Origin of the sequence: Psychroserpens sp. (assembly GCF_034670085.1) — a bacterium.
In the GTDB taxonomy this organism is placed as follows: Bacteria; Bacteroidota; Bacteroidia; order Flavobacteriales; family Flavobacteriaceae; genus Psychroserpens.
The window spans coordinates 335,059-354,954 of sequence record NZ_JAXMOD010000001.1 but is presented as its reverse complement, the minus strand read 5'-3'; the positions used below and the strand labels follow the sequence as shown (position 1 = coordinate 354,954).

At 34.7% G+C, this 19,896-nt stretch carries 23 protein-coding genes and 1 tRNA gene; 16 read left to right on the top strand and 8 right to left on the bottom strand.

What is annotated here, in order from left to right; genetic code table 11:
* From VOI25_RS01490 to VOI25_RS01460, 7 genes are all read left to right on the top strand, one after another.
* Nucleotides 1-633, top strand: a complete 633-nt coding sequence (locus tag VOI25_RS01490; RefSeq protein ID WP_323787118.1) for a LysE family transporter — start codon at nucleotides 1-3, stop codon at nucleotides 631-633.
* Nucleotide 634: 1 nt separating this feature from the next.
* Nucleotides 635-964, top strand: coding sequence for an MGMT family protein (locus VOI25_RS01485; protein WP_323787117.1), 330 nt, complete (start codon nucleotides 635-637; stop codon nucleotides 962-964).
* A 182-nt stretch (nucleotides 965-1,146) separates the two neighbouring features.
* Nucleotides 1,147-2,283 carry an Mrp/NBP35 family ATP-binding protein gene (locus tag VOI25_RS01480; RefSeq protein WP_323787116.1) on the top strand — a complete coding sequence of 379 codons (1,137 nt, stop codon included), beginning with the start codon at nucleotides 1,147-1,149 and terminating at the stop codon, nucleotides 2,281-2,283.
* Nucleotides 2,284-2,286: 3 nt separating this feature from the next.
* Nucleotides 2,287-2,529 (top strand): NifU family protein, encoded by a 243-nt coding sequence (locus VOI25_RS01475; RefSeq protein ID WP_323787115.1) that lies wholly within the window; start codon nucleotides 2,287-2,289, stop codon nucleotides 2,527-2,529.
* Between the two features lie 277 nt (nucleotides 2,530-2,806).
* Nucleotides 2,807-3,859: an NAD(P)/FAD-dependent oxidoreductase gene (locus VOI25_RS01470; protein WP_323787114.1), complete on the top strand. Its 1,053-nt coding sequence runs from the start codon at nucleotides 2,807-2,809 to the stop codon at nucleotides 3,857-3,859.
* Nucleotides 3,859-4,191 (top strand): 2Fe-2S iron-sulfur cluster-binding protein, encoded by a 333-nt coding sequence (locus VOI25_RS01465; RefSeq protein ID WP_323787113.1) that lies wholly within the window; start codon nucleotides 3,859-3,861, stop codon nucleotides 4,189-4,191. Before VOI25_RS01470 ends, VOI25_RS01465 begins: the two co-directional genes overlap by 1 nt.
* A 55-nt stretch (nucleotides 4,192-4,246) precedes the next feature.
* Complete coding sequence (locus tag VOI25_RS01460; RefSeq protein WP_323787112.1) at nucleotides 4,247-4,573, top strand: hypothetical protein; 327 nt, start codon at nucleotides 4,247-4,249, stop codon at nucleotides 4,571-4,573.
* Nucleotides 4,574-4,579: 6 nt separating this feature from the next.
* Here VOI25_RS01460 and VOI25_RS01455 read toward each other — a convergent pair whose 3' ends face one another.
* The 3 genes from VOI25_RS01455 to VOI25_RS01445 all read right to left on the bottom strand — a co-directional run bounded on the left by VOI25_RS01455 (nucleotide 4,580) and on the right by VOI25_RS01445 (nucleotide 7,963).
* The gene (locus VOI25_RS01455) at nucleotides 4,580-5,476 is read right to left on the bottom strand and encodes a serine/threonine protein phosphatase (RefSeq protein ID WP_323787111.1); all 897 of its coding nucleotides are present in this window, start codon (nucleotides 5,474-5,476) and stop codon (nucleotides 4,580-4,582) included.
* A 119-nt stretch (nucleotides 5,477-5,595) separates the two neighbouring features.
* Nucleotides 5,596-6,774: an acyl-CoA dehydrogenase family protein gene (locus VOI25_RS01450; RefSeq protein WP_323787110.1), complete on the bottom strand. Its 1,179-nt coding sequence runs from the start codon at nucleotides 6,772-6,774 to the stop codon at nucleotides 5,596-5,598.
* A gap of 100 nt (nucleotides 6,775-6,874) precedes the next feature.
* A complete protein-coding gene (locus VOI25_RS01445) occupies nucleotides 6,875-7,963 on the bottom strand; it encodes an aromatic ring-hydroxylating dioxygenase subunit alpha (protein ID WP_323787109.1) in 1,089 nt (362 codons plus the stop codon).
* Here VOI25_RS01445 and VOI25_RS01440 point away from each other — a divergent pair.
* Nucleotides 7,957-8,079 carry a hypothetical protein gene (locus VOI25_RS01440; RefSeq protein ID WP_323787107.1) on the top strand — a complete coding sequence of 41 codons (123 nt, stop codon included), beginning with the start codon at nucleotides 7,957-7,959 and terminating at the stop codon, nucleotides 8,077-8,079. The two genes, VOI25_RS01445 and VOI25_RS01440, sit on opposite strands and share 7 nt — an antisense overlap.
* On the opposite strand, the gene VOI25_RS01435 is transcribed toward VOI25_RS01440, so the two are convergent.
* The 3 genes from VOI25_RS01435 to VOI25_RS01425 all read right to left on the bottom strand — a co-directional run bounded on the left by VOI25_RS01435 (nucleotide 8,064) and on the right by VOI25_RS01425 (nucleotide 9,905).
* Nucleotides 8,064-8,777: a tRNA1(Val) (adenine(37)-N6)-methyltransferase gene (locus VOI25_RS01435; protein WP_323787106.1), complete on the bottom strand. Its 714-nt coding sequence runs from the start codon at nucleotides 8,775-8,777 to the stop codon at nucleotides 8,064-8,066. The genes VOI25_RS01440 and VOI25_RS01435 overlap by 16 nt on opposite strands.
* Nucleotides 8,770-9,300 carry a ribosome maturation factor RimM gene (gene rimM, locus VOI25_RS01430; RefSeq protein ID WP_323787105.1) on the bottom strand — a complete coding sequence of 177 codons (531 nt, stop codon included), beginning with the start codon at nucleotides 9,298-9,300 and terminating at the stop codon, nucleotides 8,770-8,772. The genes VOI25_RS01435 and rimM overlap by 8 nt, the downstream gene beginning before the upstream one ends.
* A 71-nt stretch (nucleotides 9,301-9,371) precedes the next feature.
* Nucleotides 9,372-9,905: a 30S ribosomal protein S16 gene (locus VOI25_RS01425; protein ID WP_323787104.1), complete on the bottom strand. Its 534-nt coding sequence runs from the start codon at nucleotides 9,903-9,905 to the stop codon at nucleotides 9,372-9,374.
* A 193-nt stretch (nucleotides 9,906-10,098) separates the two neighbouring features.
* On the opposite strand from VOI25_RS01425, the gene VOI25_RS01420 reads away from it, so the two are divergent.
* The 4 genes from VOI25_RS01420 (at nucleotide 10,099) to VOI25_RS01405 (ending at nucleotide 16,743) form a co-directional block, all read left to right on the top strand.
* Nucleotides 10,099-11,328 (top strand): DUF6252 family protein, encoded by a 1,230-nt coding sequence (locus tag VOI25_RS01420; RefSeq protein ID WP_323787102.1) that lies wholly within the window; start codon nucleotides 10,099-10,101, stop codon nucleotides 11,326-11,328.
* A gap of 188 nt (nucleotides 11,329-11,516) precedes the next feature.
* On the top strand, nucleotides 11,517-11,966 hold the full coding sequence (locus VOI25_RS01415) for a PA2169 family four-helix-bundle protein (protein ID WP_323787624.1): 450 nt from the start codon (nucleotides 11,517-11,519) through the stop codon (nucleotides 11,964-11,966).
* Nucleotides 11,967-12,132: 166 nt separating this feature from the next.
* Nucleotides 12,133-16,518, top strand: coding sequence for a DNA polymerase III subunit alpha (gene dnaE / locus VOI25_RS01410; protein ID WP_323787101.1), 4,386 nt, complete (start codon nucleotides 12,133-12,135; stop codon nucleotides 16,516-16,518).
* A 51-nt stretch (nucleotides 16,519-16,569) separates the two neighbouring features.
* Nucleotides 16,570-16,743, top strand: a complete 174-nt coding sequence (locus VOI25_RS01405) for a hypothetical protein (protein ID WP_323787100.1) — start codon at nucleotides 16,570-16,572, stop codon at nucleotides 16,741-16,743.
* Here the strand turns inward: VOI25_RS01405 and VOI25_RS01400 are convergent.
* A complete protein-coding gene (locus VOI25_RS01400) occupies nucleotides 16,740-17,066 on the bottom strand; it encodes a metalloregulator ArsR/SmtB family transcription factor (RefSeq protein ID WP_323787099.1) in 327 nt (108 codons plus the stop codon). The genes VOI25_RS01405 and VOI25_RS01400 overlap by 4 nt on opposite strands.
* A 7-nt stretch (nucleotides 17,067-17,073) precedes the next feature.
* The gene (locus tag VOI25_RS01395) at nucleotides 17,074-17,484 is read right to left on the bottom strand and encodes an SRPBCC domain-containing protein (protein WP_323787098.1); all 411 of its coding nucleotides are present in this window, start codon (nucleotides 17,482-17,484) and stop codon (nucleotides 17,074-17,076) included.
* Nucleotides 17,485-17,804: 320 nt separating this feature from the next.
* On the opposite strand from VOI25_RS01395, the gene trxA reads away from it, so the two are divergent.
* The 4 genes from trxA (at nucleotide 17,805) to VOI25_RS01375 (ending at nucleotide 19,843) form a co-directional block, all read left to right on the top strand.
* Entirely contained in the window at nucleotides 17,805-18,122 is a 318-nt protein-coding gene (gene trxA / locus VOI25_RS01390) for a thioredoxin (protein WP_323787097.1), read from the top strand.
* Between the two features lie 91 nt (nucleotides 18,123-18,213).
* A complete protein-coding gene (locus VOI25_RS01385) occupies nucleotides 18,214-18,759 on the top strand; it encodes an ATP-dependent Clp protease proteolytic subunit (RefSeq protein WP_323787096.1) in 546 nt (181 codons plus the stop codon).
* 3 nt (nucleotides 18,760-18,762) lie between these two features.
* Complete coding sequence (locus VOI25_RS01380) at nucleotides 18,763-19,692, top strand: DUF58 domain-containing protein (protein ID WP_323787095.1); 930 nt, start codon at nucleotides 18,763-18,765, stop codon at nucleotides 19,690-19,692.
* Nucleotides 19,693-19,769: 77 nt separating this feature from the next.
* Nucleotides 19,770-19,843: transfer RNA gene (locus VOI25_RS01375), tRNA-Asp, on the top strand.
* Nucleotides 19,844-19,896 lie beyond the last annotated feature (53 nt).

Here is a 19,896-nt window from a genome sequence, read left to right as displayed (position 1 = left end):
TTGAACATTACAGTTATTTTTTTTCTAGGTTTATTGATAGCGCTTTTAGGCGTTATTCCACCTGGACTATTAAATATGACTGCAGCAAAAATTAGTTTAAAAGAAGGCTCCAATAGAGGGATTATGTTTTCTATTGGTGTTTGTCTTATTGTTTTTTTACAGACCTATATAGCAGCAATGTTTGCTCGTTATTTGAGTAATCACAGAGATGTTGTAGAAATTTTGCAACGTGTTGCTTTTGTTATTTTTATATTAATCACAATTTATTTTTTATTAATTGCTAAATCTGAAAACAAACCAGATGTAGAAACCGATTCAAGAAGTAGTAAACACAGTCGTCTATTTCAAGGGATGTTTTTGTCTGCTATAAATGTGTTTCCTATTCCATATCAAGCTTATATGACCATAACTATTGCAGGTTTTGGTTGGTTTGCGTTTGATCCTACGAGTATATTAACCTATTGTTCTGGTGCTTCAATGGGAACTTTCGTAATGCTGTACGTTTATATTTTCTTTTTTGATAAAATCAAAAGTAAAAAGTTTACATCCCAAAAGAATATGAATAAAAGTATTGGACTTATAACTGGAGTAGTAGCAATTATAACTTTGATTCATATTATAAAGGATCTTTAATATGAAGCCCGAAACTTTAAATTTCTTCGATAAAGTATACGAGGTTGCCAAACAAATTCCCTACGGAAGAGTGACCAGTTATGGAACCATAGCCAATTATTTAGGCGCAAAACGAAGTGCTAGAATGGTAGGCTATGCCATGAATGGTTCTCACGGAAAAGATGTTCCTGCGCATCGTGTTGTAAATAGAAAAGGGCTTCTCACAGGAAAACACCATTTTGATGGCACTAATCTTATGCAACAATTGTTAGAGAGCGAAGGTATTACCGTTATAGACAACCAAATACAAGATTTAGATCAGATTTTTTGGGATCCAGCTAAGGAATTATAGAGGCGTTTTACTTAGATAATCTATCCTAATTAAGCTATAGGAAATTGCAATCCTAACACTTTAAACTTCAAGCTTTATTAAGTATCTTTGCATTTAGAATTAATCTAGATAAGAATACTTGTCAGGTTGAGCTCAGTTGAAACCTATTTTAGTTAAAGACTGTTTTCACACAATTTAAACTTATGAAACTAAACAAACAAGATATACTCAAAGCACTCGAAACTATTTCTGCACCTGGTGAAGGACAAAATATGGTGGAGAGTGGAGCAGTTACAAATGTAGTAACCTTTGCCGATGAGGTTATTGTAGATATTACAATCACGAATCCTAGTTTACAAGCCAAAAAGAAAACCGAAGTAGAAATCATGAAAACCATTCATGATAAGGTGTACGAAAAGGCTAAAATATCGGTAAATGTAAAAGTGAATGCGCCAGCCAAGTCTGCGCCTAATGTAATTAAAGGAAAAAAAGTTCCTGGTATTCAAAATATAATAGCTATTGCTTCCGGTAAAGGAGGTGTTGGTAAATCTACAGTAACAGCTAACCTTGCTGTGACTTTAGCAAAAATGGGATTTAAAGTTGGTGTTTTAGATGCCGATATTTACGGCCCATCAATGCCAATTATGTTTGATGTAGAATTAGAACGACCATTAGCCGTTAACGTCGATGGGAAATCTAAAATGCGTCCTGTAGAAAACTATGGCGTAAAAATGCTATCGATTGGCTTTTTTACAAAACCAGATCAAGCTGTTGTTTGGAGAGGTCCAATGGCTGCAAAAGCGCTCAACCAAATGATTTTTGATGCGGCTTGGGGAGAACTCGATTTTATGTTAATCGATTTGCCTCCAGGAACAGGTGATATTCATCTAAGTATCATGCAATCGCTACCAATTACAGGAGCTGTTGTGGTAAGTACACCTCAAAATGTTGCCTTATCAGATGCCAAAAAAGGAGTGGCTATGTTTCAGCAAGAAAGCATCAATGTACCTGTTTTGGGTATTATCGAAAATATGGCTTACTTTACACCAGATGAGCTTCCTGACAATAAATATTATATCTTCGGAAAAGAAGGTGCTAAAAACCTCGCTGAAGATTTAAATGTGAGATTTTTAGGTGAGTTGCCATTGGTTCAAAGCATTAGAGAAGCAGGAGATGTAGGTCGTCCAGCAGCCTTGCAAACTGCTACAACTTTAGAACAAGCATTTGAGAAGCTAACTCAAAATGTTGTTGAAGAAGTGGTTCGAAGAAATGACGATTTGCCACCAACCGAAGCGATTAAAATAACCACTATGGCTGGATGTTCAGCAGTAAAGAAATAACATATGAGTACAGAAGAACTTAGACTGAATGTCGAAAAAGCATTAGATGAAATTCGTCCTTTTTTACAAAGTGATGGAGGCGATATTTCATTATTATCTATTGAAAATGATACCTTGGTTAAGGTGCAATTACAAGGTGCTTGTGTTGGTTGTAGTGTAAATCAAATGACGCTTAAATCTGGTGTTGAGATGACCATTAAAAAATATGCGCCTCAAATAGAACAGGTTATTAATATTGAAGCTTAGTTGGGCGTGACCACAAGGGTCAGGCTTTCGGCAGTCGCTTTTTTTACTTGTCATTCTGAGCTTGTCGAAGAATCTCTAGGAACATAAAAAAGAGCTCCAACAAAGCCTCAATCCTTCACGCAAACTGATAAATGTCATTAAATTTAGATTTAAATTTAGAGAACTTTGTCATTACTAAAATATAAATGAATATGACCTGCAAGGCTTCCAAAACCTTGTAGGTTTTAAATTAAAATGAAAGTAGAAATCATGAGATTCCTACTTTCTCAGAACTAAAATGATTAAAACAGATATACTCATCATAGGAGCTGGACCAACTGGTTTATTTACAGTGTTTGAAGCAGGTTTATTGAAATTAAAATGTCATTTAATTGATGCATTACCACAAGCTGGCGGACAATGTTCTGAGATTTACCCTAAGAAACCTATCTACGATATTCCAGCTTATCCCGAAATTCTTGCAGGTGATCTTACCGATAAATTATTAGAACAATGTAAACAGTTCGAACCTGGTTTTACCTTAGGAGAACGTGCCGAAACAATCGATAAACAAGAAGATGGGACCTTTATTGTAACAACCAATAAGGGAACAAAACATCAAGCTCCTGTAGTGGCAATTGCTGGTGGATTAGGAAGTTTTGAACCTCGTAAACCATTATTAGAAAACATTACAGACTACGAAGATAAGGGTGTAGAATATATTATTAAAGACCCTGAAATTTATAGAAATAAAAAAGTCATCATTGCTGGTGGAGGAGATTCTGCTCTAGATTGGAGTATTTTCTTAAGTGATGTGGCTAGCGAAGTGACACTAATTCATAGGCGTAATGAATTTCGTGGCCATCTAGATTCAGTAGAAAAAGTTCAAGAATTAAAAAACCAAGGCAAAATTGAATTAATAACTCCTGCTGAGGTTGTGGGACTTGAAGGCGATAATAAAATACAAGCACTATTAATAAAGAAGGAGGATGAAACAATCAAAAAAGAGTGTGATCATTTTGTACCACTTTTTGGATTGTCACCAAAACTAGGACCTATTGCAAATTGGGGATTAGAAATTGAAAAGAATGCAATTAAAGTAAATAATGCTTTAGATTATCAAACCAATATTCCTGGCATTTTTGCTATTGGTGATGTCAATACCTATCCAGGAAAATTAAAGTTAATCCTTTGTGGTTTTCACGAAGCCACATTAATGTGTCAAGCCGCTTACCAAATTATAAATCCAGGAAAACGATACGTTTTGAAATATACAACAGTAAGTGGAGTAGATGGATTTGATGGTACACGAAAAGAAGCGCCAAAGGCAGTTGTTAAAAAGATAGAGTAGTGGAACAAGATATTAACATAAAAATAACCGATAGAGCTGGTGTTACGCACGAGATTTTAGCACCAACAGATATGGCTATGAATCTTATGGAAGTTGTTCGTTCGTACGAATTGGCTCCAGAAGGAACGATTGGGATTTGTGGTGGCATGGCCATGTGTGCGTCTTGTCAATGTTATGTGTTAAGTGAAACCGAATTGCCAGAAATGCAAGATGATGAGGAAGCAATGCTAAGTGAAGCGTTTTATGTTAAGGATAATTCACGTTTAGGCTGCCAAATTCAAATGACTCCAGACATGGAAGGCTTAGAAGTCGAGTTAGCTCCAGAAAGTTAATTGGAGTAAAACCATCCCACTCTTTTTTACGTAAATATGGTCATAAGAATACACTATGGCAGTTTTTGTAGTATTTACATCTAAACCAAAAGATTACAGAATTTTATTTAAGTATAATGACAAGATTGAATTTTCAAGTAAATCTTTCAGTACAAGGGTTGAGTGCCTTCAAATGATTCGCCTTATGCGTAGTAAATGTCATAAAGACGTATTCTATAAAATTAAAAATTTAAGTTGTGGAAGTTGGTGTTTCGAATTTGTTGAACCAACTCGTAATGATGTCATAGGTTGCAGTAAAACCTATACAGATAAAATTACAGTGCTAAATAAAATTTCACACATGAAAACAAAGGCTCAGAAGGCTAAGCTTAAAAGTGTTTAGCTTAAACTATTCAGTTTTGTAAGCTGCAAGTTTTCGAGGACCTTCTAATAAAACCCGAACAATTTTTAATGTGCCATCATCAGTAGTGGCAATTTGCCATTTGATTAGAGATATTTCACCATTTTCAATTTCAATACCTGTAATGCTTCTGGGATGCACACAACTTCCGTCGTTAAAAAAAGCAATATCTCCTGGTTCAGGAAAACGAGGCCTATGTGTATGACCAACAACCGTAATTAAGTTGTTATTTTCTATAATCCACTTTTTAGTTCTGCGCTCAACTTTAATTAATTCTTTATAATTTTTTGCTGGACTCGTAGGATCTGCAATGCCCATAACATTTAATGGTTTCCAAAGAATACGAACTAAAAACCGACTCCACTTCCAAAAAATATAATTCCACCAATCTGCTTGATGACCATGTGTTAAAAACAGCTCTTGATCAGTTTCAGAATGTTTTAATACTACAGCTTCCTGATATTTGAGGTCACAAAATAACTCTACGTCTTCGCCAATTTTAGGGTCAAAATAAGTCGATAAATGCTTTTCTACATATTTTGGATCGCGATAGACCATGTCATGATTTCCCCAAATCATATGTAAACGGTTCTGCTCATGAAATAACTTCATAAGCATGTATACATTTTTATGTGCATTCAAAATGGAATCAAACGAGAGATTTTCCCATAATTCATCACCATCACCAAGTTCACAGTAACTAAAACCTTCAGCATAATAATGCTTTAAGGCATGGAAATAAATATTTCTATTATTGGCAAAGTCATCCGCAAAACTATTATCACCTCGATGACAATCACTAAAAAGAACATATTTACTAGAATTATCAAAGTTGACAATTTTGGCATTTTTATAAGCGCGATCTAATCTAGTTTTTGAAGACATGAAGTAAATGTAAACAAAAAATGCTACTCTTAAACGAGAAGCATTTTCTTAAATTTCTATAAAATTATTTTACCCGCAACAATTCAGTCTGAGTGCGATAATTAAATGTCGCTTAGCGACTATTTGAAGGCGTTTAGACCAGTGACATCTAAACCTGTAATAAGAAGATGAATGTCGTGAGTTCCTTCGTAAGTCACCACACTTTCAAGATTCATCATATGTCTCATGATCGAATATTCGCCAGAAATTCCCATGCCGCCTAACATTTGTCTAGCATCACGAGCAATTTTTAGTGCCATATCCACATTGTTACGTTTCGCCATAGAAATTTGTGCAGATGTAGCCGTTCCATTTTCACGCATAACGCCTAAACGCCATGCAAGTAATTGAGCTTTTGTGATTTCAGTTATCATTTCAGCTAATTTCTTCTGTTGTAATTGAAATTGACCAATAGGTTTGCCAAACTGAATACGTTCTTTGCTATATCGTAAAGCGGTATCATAGCAATCCATAGCTGCTCCAATTGCTCCCCAAGCAATACCAAAACGTGCAGAATCTAGGCAACCAAGAGGAGCTCCAAGACCAGATTTGTTAGGTAATAAATTCTCTTTAGGAACCTTTACATTGTCAAAAATAAGTTCACCAGTAGCACTTGCACGAAGCGACCATTTATTGTGTGTTTCAGGAGTTGAGAAGCCTTCCATACCGCGTTCTACAATTAAACCATGAATACGTCCACTTTCATCTTTAGCCCAAACTACTGCAATTTGGCAAAAAGGAGAATTTGAAATCCACATTTTCGCACCATTTAAAAGGTAATGATCTCCCATATCTTTAAAGTTGGTTACCATTCCTCCAGGATTACTTCCATGATCAGGTTCGGTTAACCCAAATGACCCAATCCATTCTCCAGAAGCTAATTTTGGTAAGTACTTCATACGTTGTTCTTCATTTCCGTATTTCCAAATAGGATACATGACCAAAGATGATTGTACAGAAGCAGTACTCCTAACACCAGAATCTCCACGTTCAATTTCTTGCATGATTAAACCGTAAGAAATTTGATCTAATCCAGCACCTCCATATTCAACAGGAATGTAAGGACCAAAAGCACCAATTTCTGCTAAGCCATTAACAATTTGTGTTGGGAATTCAGCTTTTTGAGCATACTCCTCAATGATAGGTGAAACGTCACGTTTTACCCAATCTCGAGCTGCATCACGTACTAATTTATGTTCTTCAGAAAGTAATTCATCAAGATTATAATAATCAGGTGCTTCGAATAAATCTGGCTTCATTTGTATGTTGTTTTGTTTGAATCACAAAAGTAACGAAAACGTTTTCAGTTGACAATTTAAAGATGAGATTTTAGTATATAAAAAATGAAATTATTTGGACTTAAGCATTTAGAAATTTGGACAACAACAAATGAAAATGATGAACACCTTGTTCTCTTGTTGGAGAAAATCGACCAGCCTTATAAAAAGAAGAACGAACACCTTTTTGAACATTTTCAACTACGAACTCATCTTCTCGTTCAACCTTTTCTAGTGCACTTCCTGCACCTTTATCAAGTTTTGAAGGATCGTATACGTAAGAAATAAAAGAGACTTTAGTTCGATTTAATTCAAGTGGTTTTACAATATTTATAGAAAGTCCCCAAGGATAAAAATTGAACATCATGTTTGGGAATACCCAATAATAATAAGCGGCAACATTTTTCCCGTAATCAATGTGATCCTTCGGTAAATCAAACACGTCTATAGCTTCATTTGTATAACCAATTTGTAAATTGCAATGCTCATAAATTTCTGTAGTATAGCTGCCGTAATCTAATACTGCATTTAAATCTTCATGAACAAAAGGAACATGAAATCCTTCGAGGTAATTATCGCAATATAAAGCCCAGTGCGCATGAACTAGAAAATCTTTTGATAATGTTGTGTCGAGGTGGAAATCTTCTAAAGGTAAAAACCCAATACGTTCGTTCATTGTATCAATGACTTGTTGAAAATCGAACGCTGGATGTAATCCAGCAAATAAAAAGGGACCCCATTTTTTTAATGGAAATTTGTGTAGGTTATCACAAGGTCTTGGAAAATTTTTAGCGTCATTAAATTCGGGCATATGTTCGAATTCGCCTTTAAGATTAAAGCGTCTTCCATGATACATACACGTGAGTTTATTGGTTTTTCCTGAATGCAATGCAACTAAATTTCCGCGATGCGTACAGACATTTGTTAAGCAATTTATACTGTTATGGTCATCTTTAGTAAGCACCATGGGCTCGGTTAGAAAGCCGTCGAGAAGAACAAACGGATGGACAGATTCTGATAAGGCAACTTGATTTTCATCGCCAATCCACTGCCATGATTTTAGAAACACTTGTTCTTTTAGATTTTCAAAAGTGGCTTGGTCTTTATAAAACGAAGTTGGAAGTGTTTCTGCTTTTGTAATATCGGAATCAATATGGAATTTAGATGGCATACGCATTATTGTTAGGTGATAAGCTGTCTTCTAATTTACGCATTTATCAATTACCTTCTGACAAACAATTAGAAATGACTATAAATAATACGCCAATAACTTACATTTTTAAATAAAAATCTCTTGTTAAATTGATGTAGTCTTCTGTGTAGTTATGACGAGAGTTTTCAATGATTAATTCAGTGGTTTTTGTTACTGTTTTAGAAAATGAAAATTCAATTAGACTTCGTTTTATATCAGATGAAGGTGTGCCTTTTACGCGCGTTATTCGTTTTGGGAAAAGAGTAATTTTGTTGGCTAATGAGATGAAATGTTGTTCTTCATTACATGGGATTATTACTGAAAATACTCCCTTTTCAGATAATAAAGACGACATACGTTCTAATAATTGCTCAAAAGGCATGGCATCTTGAAATCGAGCCAAATCACGTTGGTCGTTTTTAGTTTTATAAGTTTCAGAATAGAAAGGTGGATTACAAATAATTAAGTCATAAGTGTCATCAATTTCTTCAGCAAACTCACCTAAAGAAGCGTGGTAGCAAAACAAACGATCATTCCAAGGGGATTGTTCAAAGTTATCTACGCATTGTTCATAGGCACGGTCATCTATTTCTATAGCTTCAATCACTTCGGCATGACTTCTTTGTGCTATCATTAAAGCTAAAATTCCAGTGCCTGCACCAATATCTAAAACTGAAAACGGGTTGTTTTCAATTGAAGTCCATGCACCTAATAGAACACCATCTGTACCAATTTTCATTGCACATTGATCTTGATCTAAACTAAATTGTTTGAATTGAAATGGTTTATTCATCTAAATACAAATCAATCAATCCTTCTGGAGTGTTAACAAAAATGGTTTTATTCGCTTTATCAACTTTTGAGATAAACTCATCATTCATTGGGATTAAGATTTCTATGCCATCTCGATCTATCTCAAATAACGACTGTGCAGTAGAATCATTTACAGATTTAATAACACCAACATGTCCAAAGTTTTTGTCCTCTACTTTAAATCCAATGATTTCGTGAAAATAAAATTTGTCATCATCTAGTTTTGGTAAAAACTCTAGTGGTAAGTATAAATTACTTTTGATGAGTGAATCAGCATCTTCTTCGGTATCGACATCTTCAAATTTAACACGTAACAATTCAGATTTATGAAGTTGAGAAGATTCTATAAAAAATGGCACTAGATTATTTCGAACTTCTATGAAAACAGATTCCATATGTTCATATAATCCAGGTTCGTCAGTATCTAATTTGACTAATAACTCCCCTTTAAAACTATATTTTTTAACAATCTTACCGAGAAAGAAACACTCTTTTTTATTCATAAGTAATTGTGCTATTTAACAAAAAAACTCCGATACAGTGTATCGGAGTTTAAAAGTATAAAAAAAAATTTCTATTCTTCTTCGTTTGAAGCAGTCACTTCTTCACCTTCAGCTTGAGCTTCTTCGGTTACTTCTTCAGTTACTTCTTCTTCAACAACAGGAGCCGCAGCTGCTATTCTTGCTTCATTTACTGCTTTTTCAGCGGCTAATGCATCAGCTTTTGCTTTCGCTTGAGCTTCAGATAAACCAGCTTCCTTAGCCATTACCTTAGTTGCTTTTTCGTCTAACCAAGCATTAAATTTAGCTTCTGCTTGTTCTTCTGTTAAAGCACCTTTAGCAACACCACCTGCTAGGTGATTTTTGAGCATTGCACCTTTATAAGATAAAATTGCTCTGGCTGTATCAGTTGGTTGTGCACCATTCTGTAACCATTGTACTGCACCATCAACATTTAATTCTACAGTTGCTGGGTTAGTGTTTGGATTGTAAGCACCTAATTTTTCTAAGTATTTACCATCTCTTTTTGATCTTGCATCTGCTGCTACGATCCAGTAGTAAGGTTTCCCTTTTTTACCGTGTCTTTGTAATCTAATTTTAACTGACATATGTAATTAATTAGTGAGGTTCGCGACCTCTATTATTAATGAGAGCGCAAAGATAATACAATTATTTAATTTAGAACATTTTATTTGAAATTAAGTAATATTGAAATTTTATTATACTTTTGGAAGTTCTAAAACGTTATATTTACCTAAAAATGTGCCTCATTTTTATTTAGAGGAAGAAAAATTAAACCCAATGAAAAGACTAGCTATACTTCTCATAACAGTTATAACTTTTGTTAGTTGTGGAGATGAAGTTGAATTCAATTCGCCATCAATACAAGGAAATAAAGATTATGTACTCTGGAGAGCAGAATTTTTTAATGCTTCGATAGATATTAATGGATATTTAACCATTACAGGAGGAAATAATGTGGAAACATTAGAACTAAAAATACCTTCTGTTGCAGTTGGTCGTTATATTTTAGGCGATGTGAATTCTATGGAAGCACGATTTACGGATGCAGATGGCACTGTCTTTTCTACAAATAACAGACCAGATCCTAGCGTGACACTTTACCCTGAGTTAGGCGAAATTAACTTAGATGAGATTTTAAATAACACATTTTCCGGAACGTTCCGTTTTAATGCTTTTGATGCATCTGGATTACGTGTTGTCAACTTTAGTGGAACTACTCAAGAGGACCCACTTAATGGCGGAATATTTTATAAAGTACCTTTAACATCTGGGAGTATTCCTGCTGTAGTTTTTACTTGTGACGACGCTGATGAAGAGACTGCTTTAGCTCAAGCAGCTTTCGATGCCACAACAGCTCCTGAACTTACATATATTAGTAGTGATGATTATACGACTGCTTGTCAAGTTTTTGTACAAGCAATGCTTCAGCAAAGAACGTATTGTAACGATCTTAATGGTGCCCTTGAAATAAAAATCAACGATTTAAATCCATGTCCTTTCCCTTGTGAATTTGCTGTAGCTAATAGAGATGTAGCTGAGGCAGCATTTGAATTGGCTACCATTGGAAATTATGTCTTAGCATGTACAGATTATCAATTCTATTTACAAGAACAAATCGAATTTTGTGGAGATCCTGATGGAACTATTCAATTAGAACTTGATAGTATAAACTGCGGAGATGATGATGGAGATGGAATCCCGAATGCCTTTGAAGATTTTAATGGCGATGGTATGTTTGATGATGATACAGATGGTGATGGGATTTTTAATTATTTAGATGACGATGATGATGGTGATGGTATTCTTACGATTCATGAAGCTAAAGATGAAAATGGAAACCCTATTGATACAGATGGCGATGGCGATGTAGACTATTTAGATAATGATGATGATGGTGATAGCATATTAACACAAAATGAAAATGCAGATCCAAATATGGATGGAAATCCTGCAGATGCTGTAGACACAGATGGCGATACAATCCCAGATTATTTAGACAATATGTAATACAATTTAAATATGATATACAAAAAGCAGCCTATGGGCTGCTTTTTTTGTTAAATAGTCATAAGACTTTGTTAAAGATGTTAATTTGTTCGATTTTTCCTACATTTATTCTTATACTCTATACAGTTGGATGTGAAACAATACGCATCACAAAAGAAAGTATTGGAATTAAAAATGTAAAAGATAATATGAAGTATTCAGAAAAAATTTCAAACAAGTTAAACGAATTATTAGTAAAAAATTATGATGCAGAAAAAGGCTATATGAATGCCATTAATAATGTTGATAGTGATAGATTAAAAATGTTCTTTAAAAGAAGAGCATCCGAAAGAAGTGAATTTGCAAAAGAATTGAGAACTGAAATCTTACAGTATGGAAAAATTCCAGAAGATTCGGGAAGTTTTAAAGGAACAATGCATCGCAATTGGATGTCATTAAAATCAACTTTCAGTTCAAACAATGAAGAGGCAATTCTTGAAGAGGCAATTAGAGGTGAAGAGGCCAGTCTTGAAGAGTATAACGAAATACTGAAAGAAAGTAACTTGCCACCAACTATTGATAGTTTATTAATAAAGCATAAGAATTCAATTCAATCTGCAATTAATTCAGAAAAAGTTCACGAAGAATTAGTATCCTAATTACGATTATATAATGTATTTAAGTCAGCTCATTTGAGCTGACTTTTTTTGTTTAAAACTGTTTATAACTTTCCTTTTAAAAAAGAGGAGTTTCTTCGTAATTTTATGGACTTACTTTCCAAGCGATACTTCGTAAGGTTTAGATTTAAAATAGAAATAAAATTACATGTATTTAATCTTCGATACTGAAACTACAGGATTACCAAAACGTTGGGATGCACCAATTACAGATGTTGATAATTGGCCAAGATGCATTCAAATAGCTTGGCAATTGCATGATGACATGGGAAACTGTATTGATCATCAAGATTATTTGGTACAACCTGAAGGTTTTAATATTCCTTATGATGCTGAGAAAATACATGGAATTTCTACAGAATTAGCGCAGGAGCAAGGTATTCCTTTGCAAGAAGTGCTTGAAAAATTCAATAATGCATTATCTAAAACAAAGTTTGTTGTTGGTCAAAATGTAAAGTTTGATCTCAATATTATGGGAGCCGAATTTGTAAGAGAAGATATTACAAATCAACTTCAAGAACTTCCTGTTTTAGATACTTGTACAGAACATACTGCTGCACTCTGTGAAATTCCAGGTGGTCGTTATGGAAAGTTTAAGCTTCCGACATTAACAGAATTACACCAGTTTCTTTTCAGTACACCTTTTGCTGAAGCTCACAATGCAACGGCAGATGTTGAGGCAACTACGCGTTGCTTTTTTGAATTGATTCGATTAGGTGAATACACAAAAGAGCAATTAGACGTTCAACCTGATTATTTTCAGAATTTTAATGCGAAGAATCCGCAAACGATTCAATTAATAGGTCTAAAGCACATCAACCTTAAAAAGAAAAGTGCCAAAATTAATGAACGACTCCAAAAGGCACAGGTTGATGATATTTCAGAAGCAGAAATAAAACAGAACATTTCTGGCCTAGCTGATGTTGATTTTGTGCATCTTCATAACCACTCACAGTTTTCAGTGTTACAATCTACCATTAGTATTTCTGACTTGGTTGCTGTTGCAGCAGAACATAAAATGCCAGCTGTAGCTTTAACCGATCATGCCAATATGATGGGAGCTTTTCATTTTGTGAAAGCAGTGAATAATCATAATAAATCTGTTAAAGCGAAAATTGTAGAAGCTCAAGAAAAAGGCGAAACATCAGATTTAAGAGAAATTAAACCAATCCTTGGTTGTGAGTTTTTTGTATGCGAAGATCATGCTGATAAAACTCGAAAAGATAATGGTTATCAGGTTGTTTTGATTGCTAAAAATAAAAATGGCTATCACAATTTAGCTAAACTATCATCACATGCATTTGTAGATGGTTTTTACTATTTACCACGAATTGATAAAAAACTCATTCAGCAATACAAAGAAGATTTAATTTGTCTTACAGGGAATCTCTATGGAGAAGTGCCAAGTAAAGTGCTAAACGTGGGAGAAAACCAAGCCGAAGAAGCTTTAATCTGGTGGAAAGAAGAGTTTGGAGATGACTTGTATGTGGAGTTAATGCGACATAATCAAGAAGATGAAAATCGTGTGAATCCAGTGCTTATTAAGTTAGCACAGAAACACGATGTGAAACTTATTGCATCAAATAATACCTATTACTGCAAACAAGAAGATGCTAATGCACATGATATTTTATTATGTGTTAAGGATGGCGAAAAACAAGCGACTCCAATTGGTCGTGGAAGAGGATATCGCTACGGTTTACCCAACCAAGAATATTATTTCAAGTCTTCAGAAGAGATGAAAGCCTTGTTTAGAGATATTCCTGAAGCGATTACTAATATTCAAGAGGTTGTAGATAAAGTGGAAGCCTATCAATTAGCAAGAGATGTTTTATTGCCTGCATTTGATATTCCTGAAGAATTTAAAGATGAAGCTGATGTAGCCGATGGCGGAAAACGAGGCGAGAATGCTTACTTAAGACATTTAACCTATGAAGGTGCTAAAAAGCGCTACGAAGACCTTTCCGAAGAGATTATAGAACGTCTTGATTTTGAATTGAGTGTAATTGAAAATACGGGTTATCCAGGTTACTTTTTAATTGTTGAAGATTTCATCCGTGAGGCTCGAAATATGGATGTCTCTGTTGGTCCAGGTCGAGGGTCTGCAGCAGGTTCTGTGGTTGCTTACTGCCTTTGGATTACAAATATTGATCCGTTAAAGTACGACTTGCTTTTTGAGCGTTTCTTAAATCCGGATCGTATTAGTATGCCAGATATTGATATCGATTTTGATGATGAAGGTCGAAGTCGTGTCATGGATTACGTGATTGAAAAATATGGATCCAATCAAGTGGCTCAAATAATTACTTACGGAACCATGGCTGCAAAGTCATCTATAAGAGATACGGCTAGAGTGTTAGACTTGCCATTATTTGATGCAGACCGAATTGCGAAATTAATTCCGACAATGTCCAAGCTGAATAAGATTTTTGGACTTGATGAAAAAGAACTAGGAAAGAAATTTAGAGCTGAAGATTTAGAAAAAGTAAATCAGTTACTCAATATTGCTGATGGAGATGACTTAGAATCTGAAACGGTTAATCTAGCAAGAACTTTAGAAGGTTCTGTTCGTAATACTGGAATTCACGCTTGTGGTGTGATCATAACACCTGATGATATTACTAAATTTGTTCCTGTAGCGACCGCTAAAGATTCAGATTTATATGTGACACAATTCGATAACTCTGTTGTTGAAGATGCTGGTTTGCTCAAAATGGATTTCCTTGGTTTAAAAACCTTGACCTTAATTAAGGATACCGTAAAAATTGTAAAAGCAAAGCATGATATTTTGCTTGATCCTGATCATTTTCCATTAGATGATGAAAAAACTTACGAGTTGTTTCAAAAGGGAGAAACAGTTGGTGTATTCCAATATGAATCGCCTGGAATGCAAAAACATCTAAAAGATTTAAAGCCTACGGTGTTTGAAGATCTTATAGCAATGAATGCCCTCTATCGTCCTGGACCAATGGAATATATTCCGAGTTTCGTGCGTCGTAAACATGGTGATGAAGATATTGAGTACGATTTGCCAGCAATGGAAGAATACTTAAAAGAAACCTACGGAATTACAGTCTACCAAGAGCAGGTAATGTTACTCTCTCAAAAGTTAGCCGACTTTACCAAAGGTGAAGCCGATGTACTCCGAAAGGCAATGGGTAAAAAGCAGATTGCGGTTCTAGATAAAATGAAACCAAAATTTATAGAACAAGCAAGTGCTAAAGGCCATGATGCTAAAATTCTAGAAAAAGTTTGGAAAGATTGGGAAGCATTTGCAAGTTATGCCTTTAATAAATCGCACTCAACATGCTATGCATGGATTGCTTATCAAACAGCGTATTTAAAAGCACATTATCCGGCAGAATACATGGCAGCTGTGCTGTCTAATAATATGAACGACATCAAGCAGGTAACCTTCTTCATGGAAGAGTGTAAGCGTATGCGATTAGATGTTTTAGGTCCAGATGTCAACGAGTCGTATTATAAATTTTCAGTGAATCAAGATTATGCAGTTCGCTTCGGAATGGGAGCAATCAAAGGTGTTGGTCATGGTGCTGTAATGACGATTGTTGAAAACAGAAAAAAAGAGGGTCACTTTAAATCAATTTTTGATTTAGCCAAGCGCATCGACCTTCGCGCAGCTAATAAAAAAGCATTTGAAAATTTAGCTTTGGCTGGAGGTTTTGACGGATTTGGAGAAGCGCATCGTGCGCAATATTTTCATGATGATGGTGATGGAATTACCTTTTTGGAAAAAGCTATTAAATATGGAGCTAAACATCAGGAAAATGAAAATTCTGCTCAAGTGAGTCTGTTTGGCGCAACTAGTGAAGTTCAGATAGCAGAACCAATAGTTCCACCTTGTGAAGAATGGGGAACAATGGAAAAATTAGCTCAAGAAAAAGAAGTGGTTGGTGTTTATATTTCAGGTCATCCTTTAGATGATTTTAAAATTGAAATGAAAACCTTTTGTAATGGTAACTTGGCACTTTTTAATGAGTTAGAAAATTATGTCAATCGCGAAATAACCTTTGGAGGTGTAGTTACAGATGTGCAACATCGTGTGAGTAAACAAGGTAAAGGTTGGGCTTTATTTATGGTTGAAGATTATACAGATAGTTATGAGTTTAGAATTTTTGGAGAAGAATATCTAAAGTATCGACACTTTTTGGTTAAAAATAGTTTTGTCTATGTGAAGTCCTATGTACGAGAAGGTTGGGTAAATCGTGAGACAGGAAAAAAGAGCGATCCAAGATTGCAATTTAATAGTTTTCAATTGCTTCACGATGTGATGGATACCTACGCAAAGAAACTATCAGTTCAACTAAATATTGATGATTTAAAGGAACAGCGAATTGCTAAACTTCAAGATCTGTTTAGAATTCATGAAGGTAATCATGCGCTCAATTTTGTAATCTATGATAACGACGAGGAAATCAAATTGAATCTGCCAAGTAGAAAACAAAAGGTCAAAATTTCTCAAGAACTTCTTCAAGAATTGGATACCGATGGAGTGTACTACAAATTGAATTAGTGAAACATTTTAAGATCGTTTACTACATATCTATAAATTAAAACCGTAGATATGAAACGTACAAAATACATTTTGCTTTTTATTGGAACTGCAGGTTTGACTGCAGCTTCTATTGGATTGGTTAATGGAGATGCCTTTTCTGATCACCTAATGACTATAGTCTGTGGTGCAAGTTTAATATTTGGTTCTTTTCAAATAAAAAACCAAAAAACGATTAAGTCTTAGGTCGTTTTAGTGTCTAAGTAGTCATTTAAATTGTCAAGAGAGTCATCCCAAAATTGTTCATAAAATTTCATCCACTTATTGAGCTCTTTGAGTGGTTTTGCATTGGCATTACAAAAACGTTCCCGACCTTTTGTGTCTAAATGAATGAGGCCAGCATCTTCTAAAGTTTTAATATGTTTGGTAACGCCTTGCCGGCTAATTTCAAATTGATTTGCAATTTGTGAAATTGATAATGCCGAACTTGCAATCACTAAGGCATGAAATATATCACGCCTCGTTGGATCTGCAATAGCCTTAAATAATTGTGTGATTCTATCTTGCATCAAGTTGTTATTTTAGATAATCGATGAGTTGATTGATACAACCATCCCAACCGCCATTAAAACTCTCAAACATTGCAATTGCTGAGTCTCCAGCATAGTTTGAAATGCCAGAATGTTCTAGATGTAATTTAGTGCCGTTATTAGTTGGTGTTAAGGTCCATGTTACCGTCGTTTCAACATTAGTATTTTCTACAATCCAGGTATATTCTAATACATAAGGATTAGATTGTTTAACTTCTCCTGTAATGGTTAAACAGCCTTTGTCTTCACTAGCCGTGAAGGTGTAATTATATCCCTTCTCTGGTTTGAAGTCAGCTTTAATAAACCAAGTTGAAATTTCTTCGCCTTTTGAAATGGCATTCCAAACTTTATCTATTGGGTGGTTAAATACTTTTTCTTTTGTGATAGAATCTTTCATATTATGTTAGTCTTTTGGTTAATACCTTATTTTGAGATTGCTAAATTATACTAAAAATATTTAATACGCAACTTTTTGGTTGCATATAAAATAATGTGTTTGCGCTAAGGATAGAACGGCTTGTTTGAGCTCCTCGAATAGAGCGAGTAGTGAAAGCCTGACCCTCTGTAACTTTTGTGGAAGAGGGAAGTGCCCAAAAAAGTATATATTGAATCAATAACCTTATAATCAAAACAAATACTGCCATTGTAAGGTTTGGCAAAATTTTTGACTAATTTTGTGTATTAAAACGAAGTTAAACACATTTATAACATATAATTATGGCATTAGAAATAACAGATGCAACGTTTGAAGAAACAGTATTAAATAGTGACAAACCAGTAATGGTAGATTTTTGGGCTGCTTGGTGTGGACCATGTAGAATGGTTGGACCAATCATTGACGAAATAAGTACAGAATACGATGGTAAAGCTGTGGTAGGTAAAGTAGATGTTGATGCAAATCAAGAGTTTGCTGCAAAGTATGGCGTTCGTAATATTCCAACGGTTTTAGTTTTCAAAAACGGAGAAGTTGTAGGTCGTCAGGTAGGAGTTGCTCCTAAAAACGCGTATACAGAAGCTATCGATTCTTTATTATAAGATATTATCTAAAAGAAATGATAAAAGGTTTGCCAATATGGTGAACCTTTTTTTATTTTTAGCTAATATTAAGACCTAAGACAAAATAGATATGAGCAAGCAAACTAAAGCACAAGATATAATTGATAATAAATTATTAGAGGAACGTAAGGTGTTTCTTTGGGGAATGGTTGATGATAAATCGGCGAAACACGTGATTGATCGTTTGATGTATTTAGATGCGTTAGAAACCAAAGACATCCATTTATATATTAATAGTCCTGGAGGTTATGTAACATCTGGTTTTGCCATGTACGATTGTATTAAATCTTTAAAAAGTGATGTGTCAACGATCTGTACAGGTTTAGCTGCATCAATGGGATCGATTTTGTTATCTGTTGGAACTAAAGGCAAACGTTTTATTCAACCGCATGCTCGTGTCATGATTCATCAACCAAGTGGAGGTGCTCGTGGACAAGCAAGTGATATTGAAATTACGGCTCAAGAAATTTTAAAAACAAAAGAATTAAGTGCCAAAATTTTAGCAGATAATTGCGGACAGGATTTTGATAAGGTGATGAAAGATTTTAATCGTGACCATTGGATGGGAGCAAAGGAATCTAAAGCTTACGGAATTGTTGATGGTATTCTAAAATAGATAATGAATTTACAAGCAGAACTCAATAAAGCTGGAGGATTTAAAAACCTAGAACTTCTTGCTAAGCAAGTCGTGGAAGGTTTTATTGCAGGAATGCATAAAAGTCCGTTTCATGGGTTTTCAGCTGAGTTTGCCGAACATAAAATCTATAACCAAGGTGAAAGCACACGTCATATCGATTGGAAGTTATACGCCAAAACGGATAAACTTTATACCAAACGTTATGATGATGAAACCAATTTACGTTGTCATCTTATTATAGATAATAGCAGTTCAATGCATTATCCTGAACTGAAAGATTTCAGTATTTCAAATTTGAATAAAATTGGCTTTGCGGCACTAGCATCGGCATCGCTCATGCACATCTTAAAAAAGCAACGTGACGCAGTAGGCTTAAGCATTTATAGTGATGCGTATGATTATTATGCACCAGAGAAAGGAAGTGAACGTCACCATCAAATGTTACTTAGTCAATTAAGTAATGCCGTCGTTACTAAATCGCTTAATAAACAAACAGAAACGTATACCTATTTGCATCAAATTGCAGAGAACATTCACAGGCGCTCTTTAATTTTCTTTTTCACCGATATGTTCCAAACGTCTACAGATGATGTGAAATTATTTGAAGCATTAAGGCATTTAAAACATAACAAACATGAAGTTGTATTATTTCATGTGATTGATAAAGATAAAGAGCTTAAGTTTGATTTTGATAATGCGCCAAAACGGTTTATTGATGTGGAGACCAATGAGTTTATTAACCTGTATCCAGATACAGTTAAAGAAGGTTATGAAATAGCTGTAGAAGAGTACTTTAAAGCGATTAGATTGAAATGTTTGCAATATCAAATTAAATATGTTGAAGCAGACATTAATCAACCTTTTGATAAGATCCTAACGACATACATGGTAGAGCGTCAAAAATTTATTTAAAATTTTTCTCAAAAATCTTAATAAAAGATTTGTGATATTAAAAATGCAATGTATATTTGCCCTCGCAATAAAGCAACGGTCTGGTAGTTCAGTTGGTTAGAATGTCGCCCTGTCACGGCGAAGGTCGCGGGTTCGAGTCCCGTCCAGACCGCTAAAAAATTGCAAAACTAAAGCTTCAAGAAATTGGAGCTTTTTTTAAGCGAT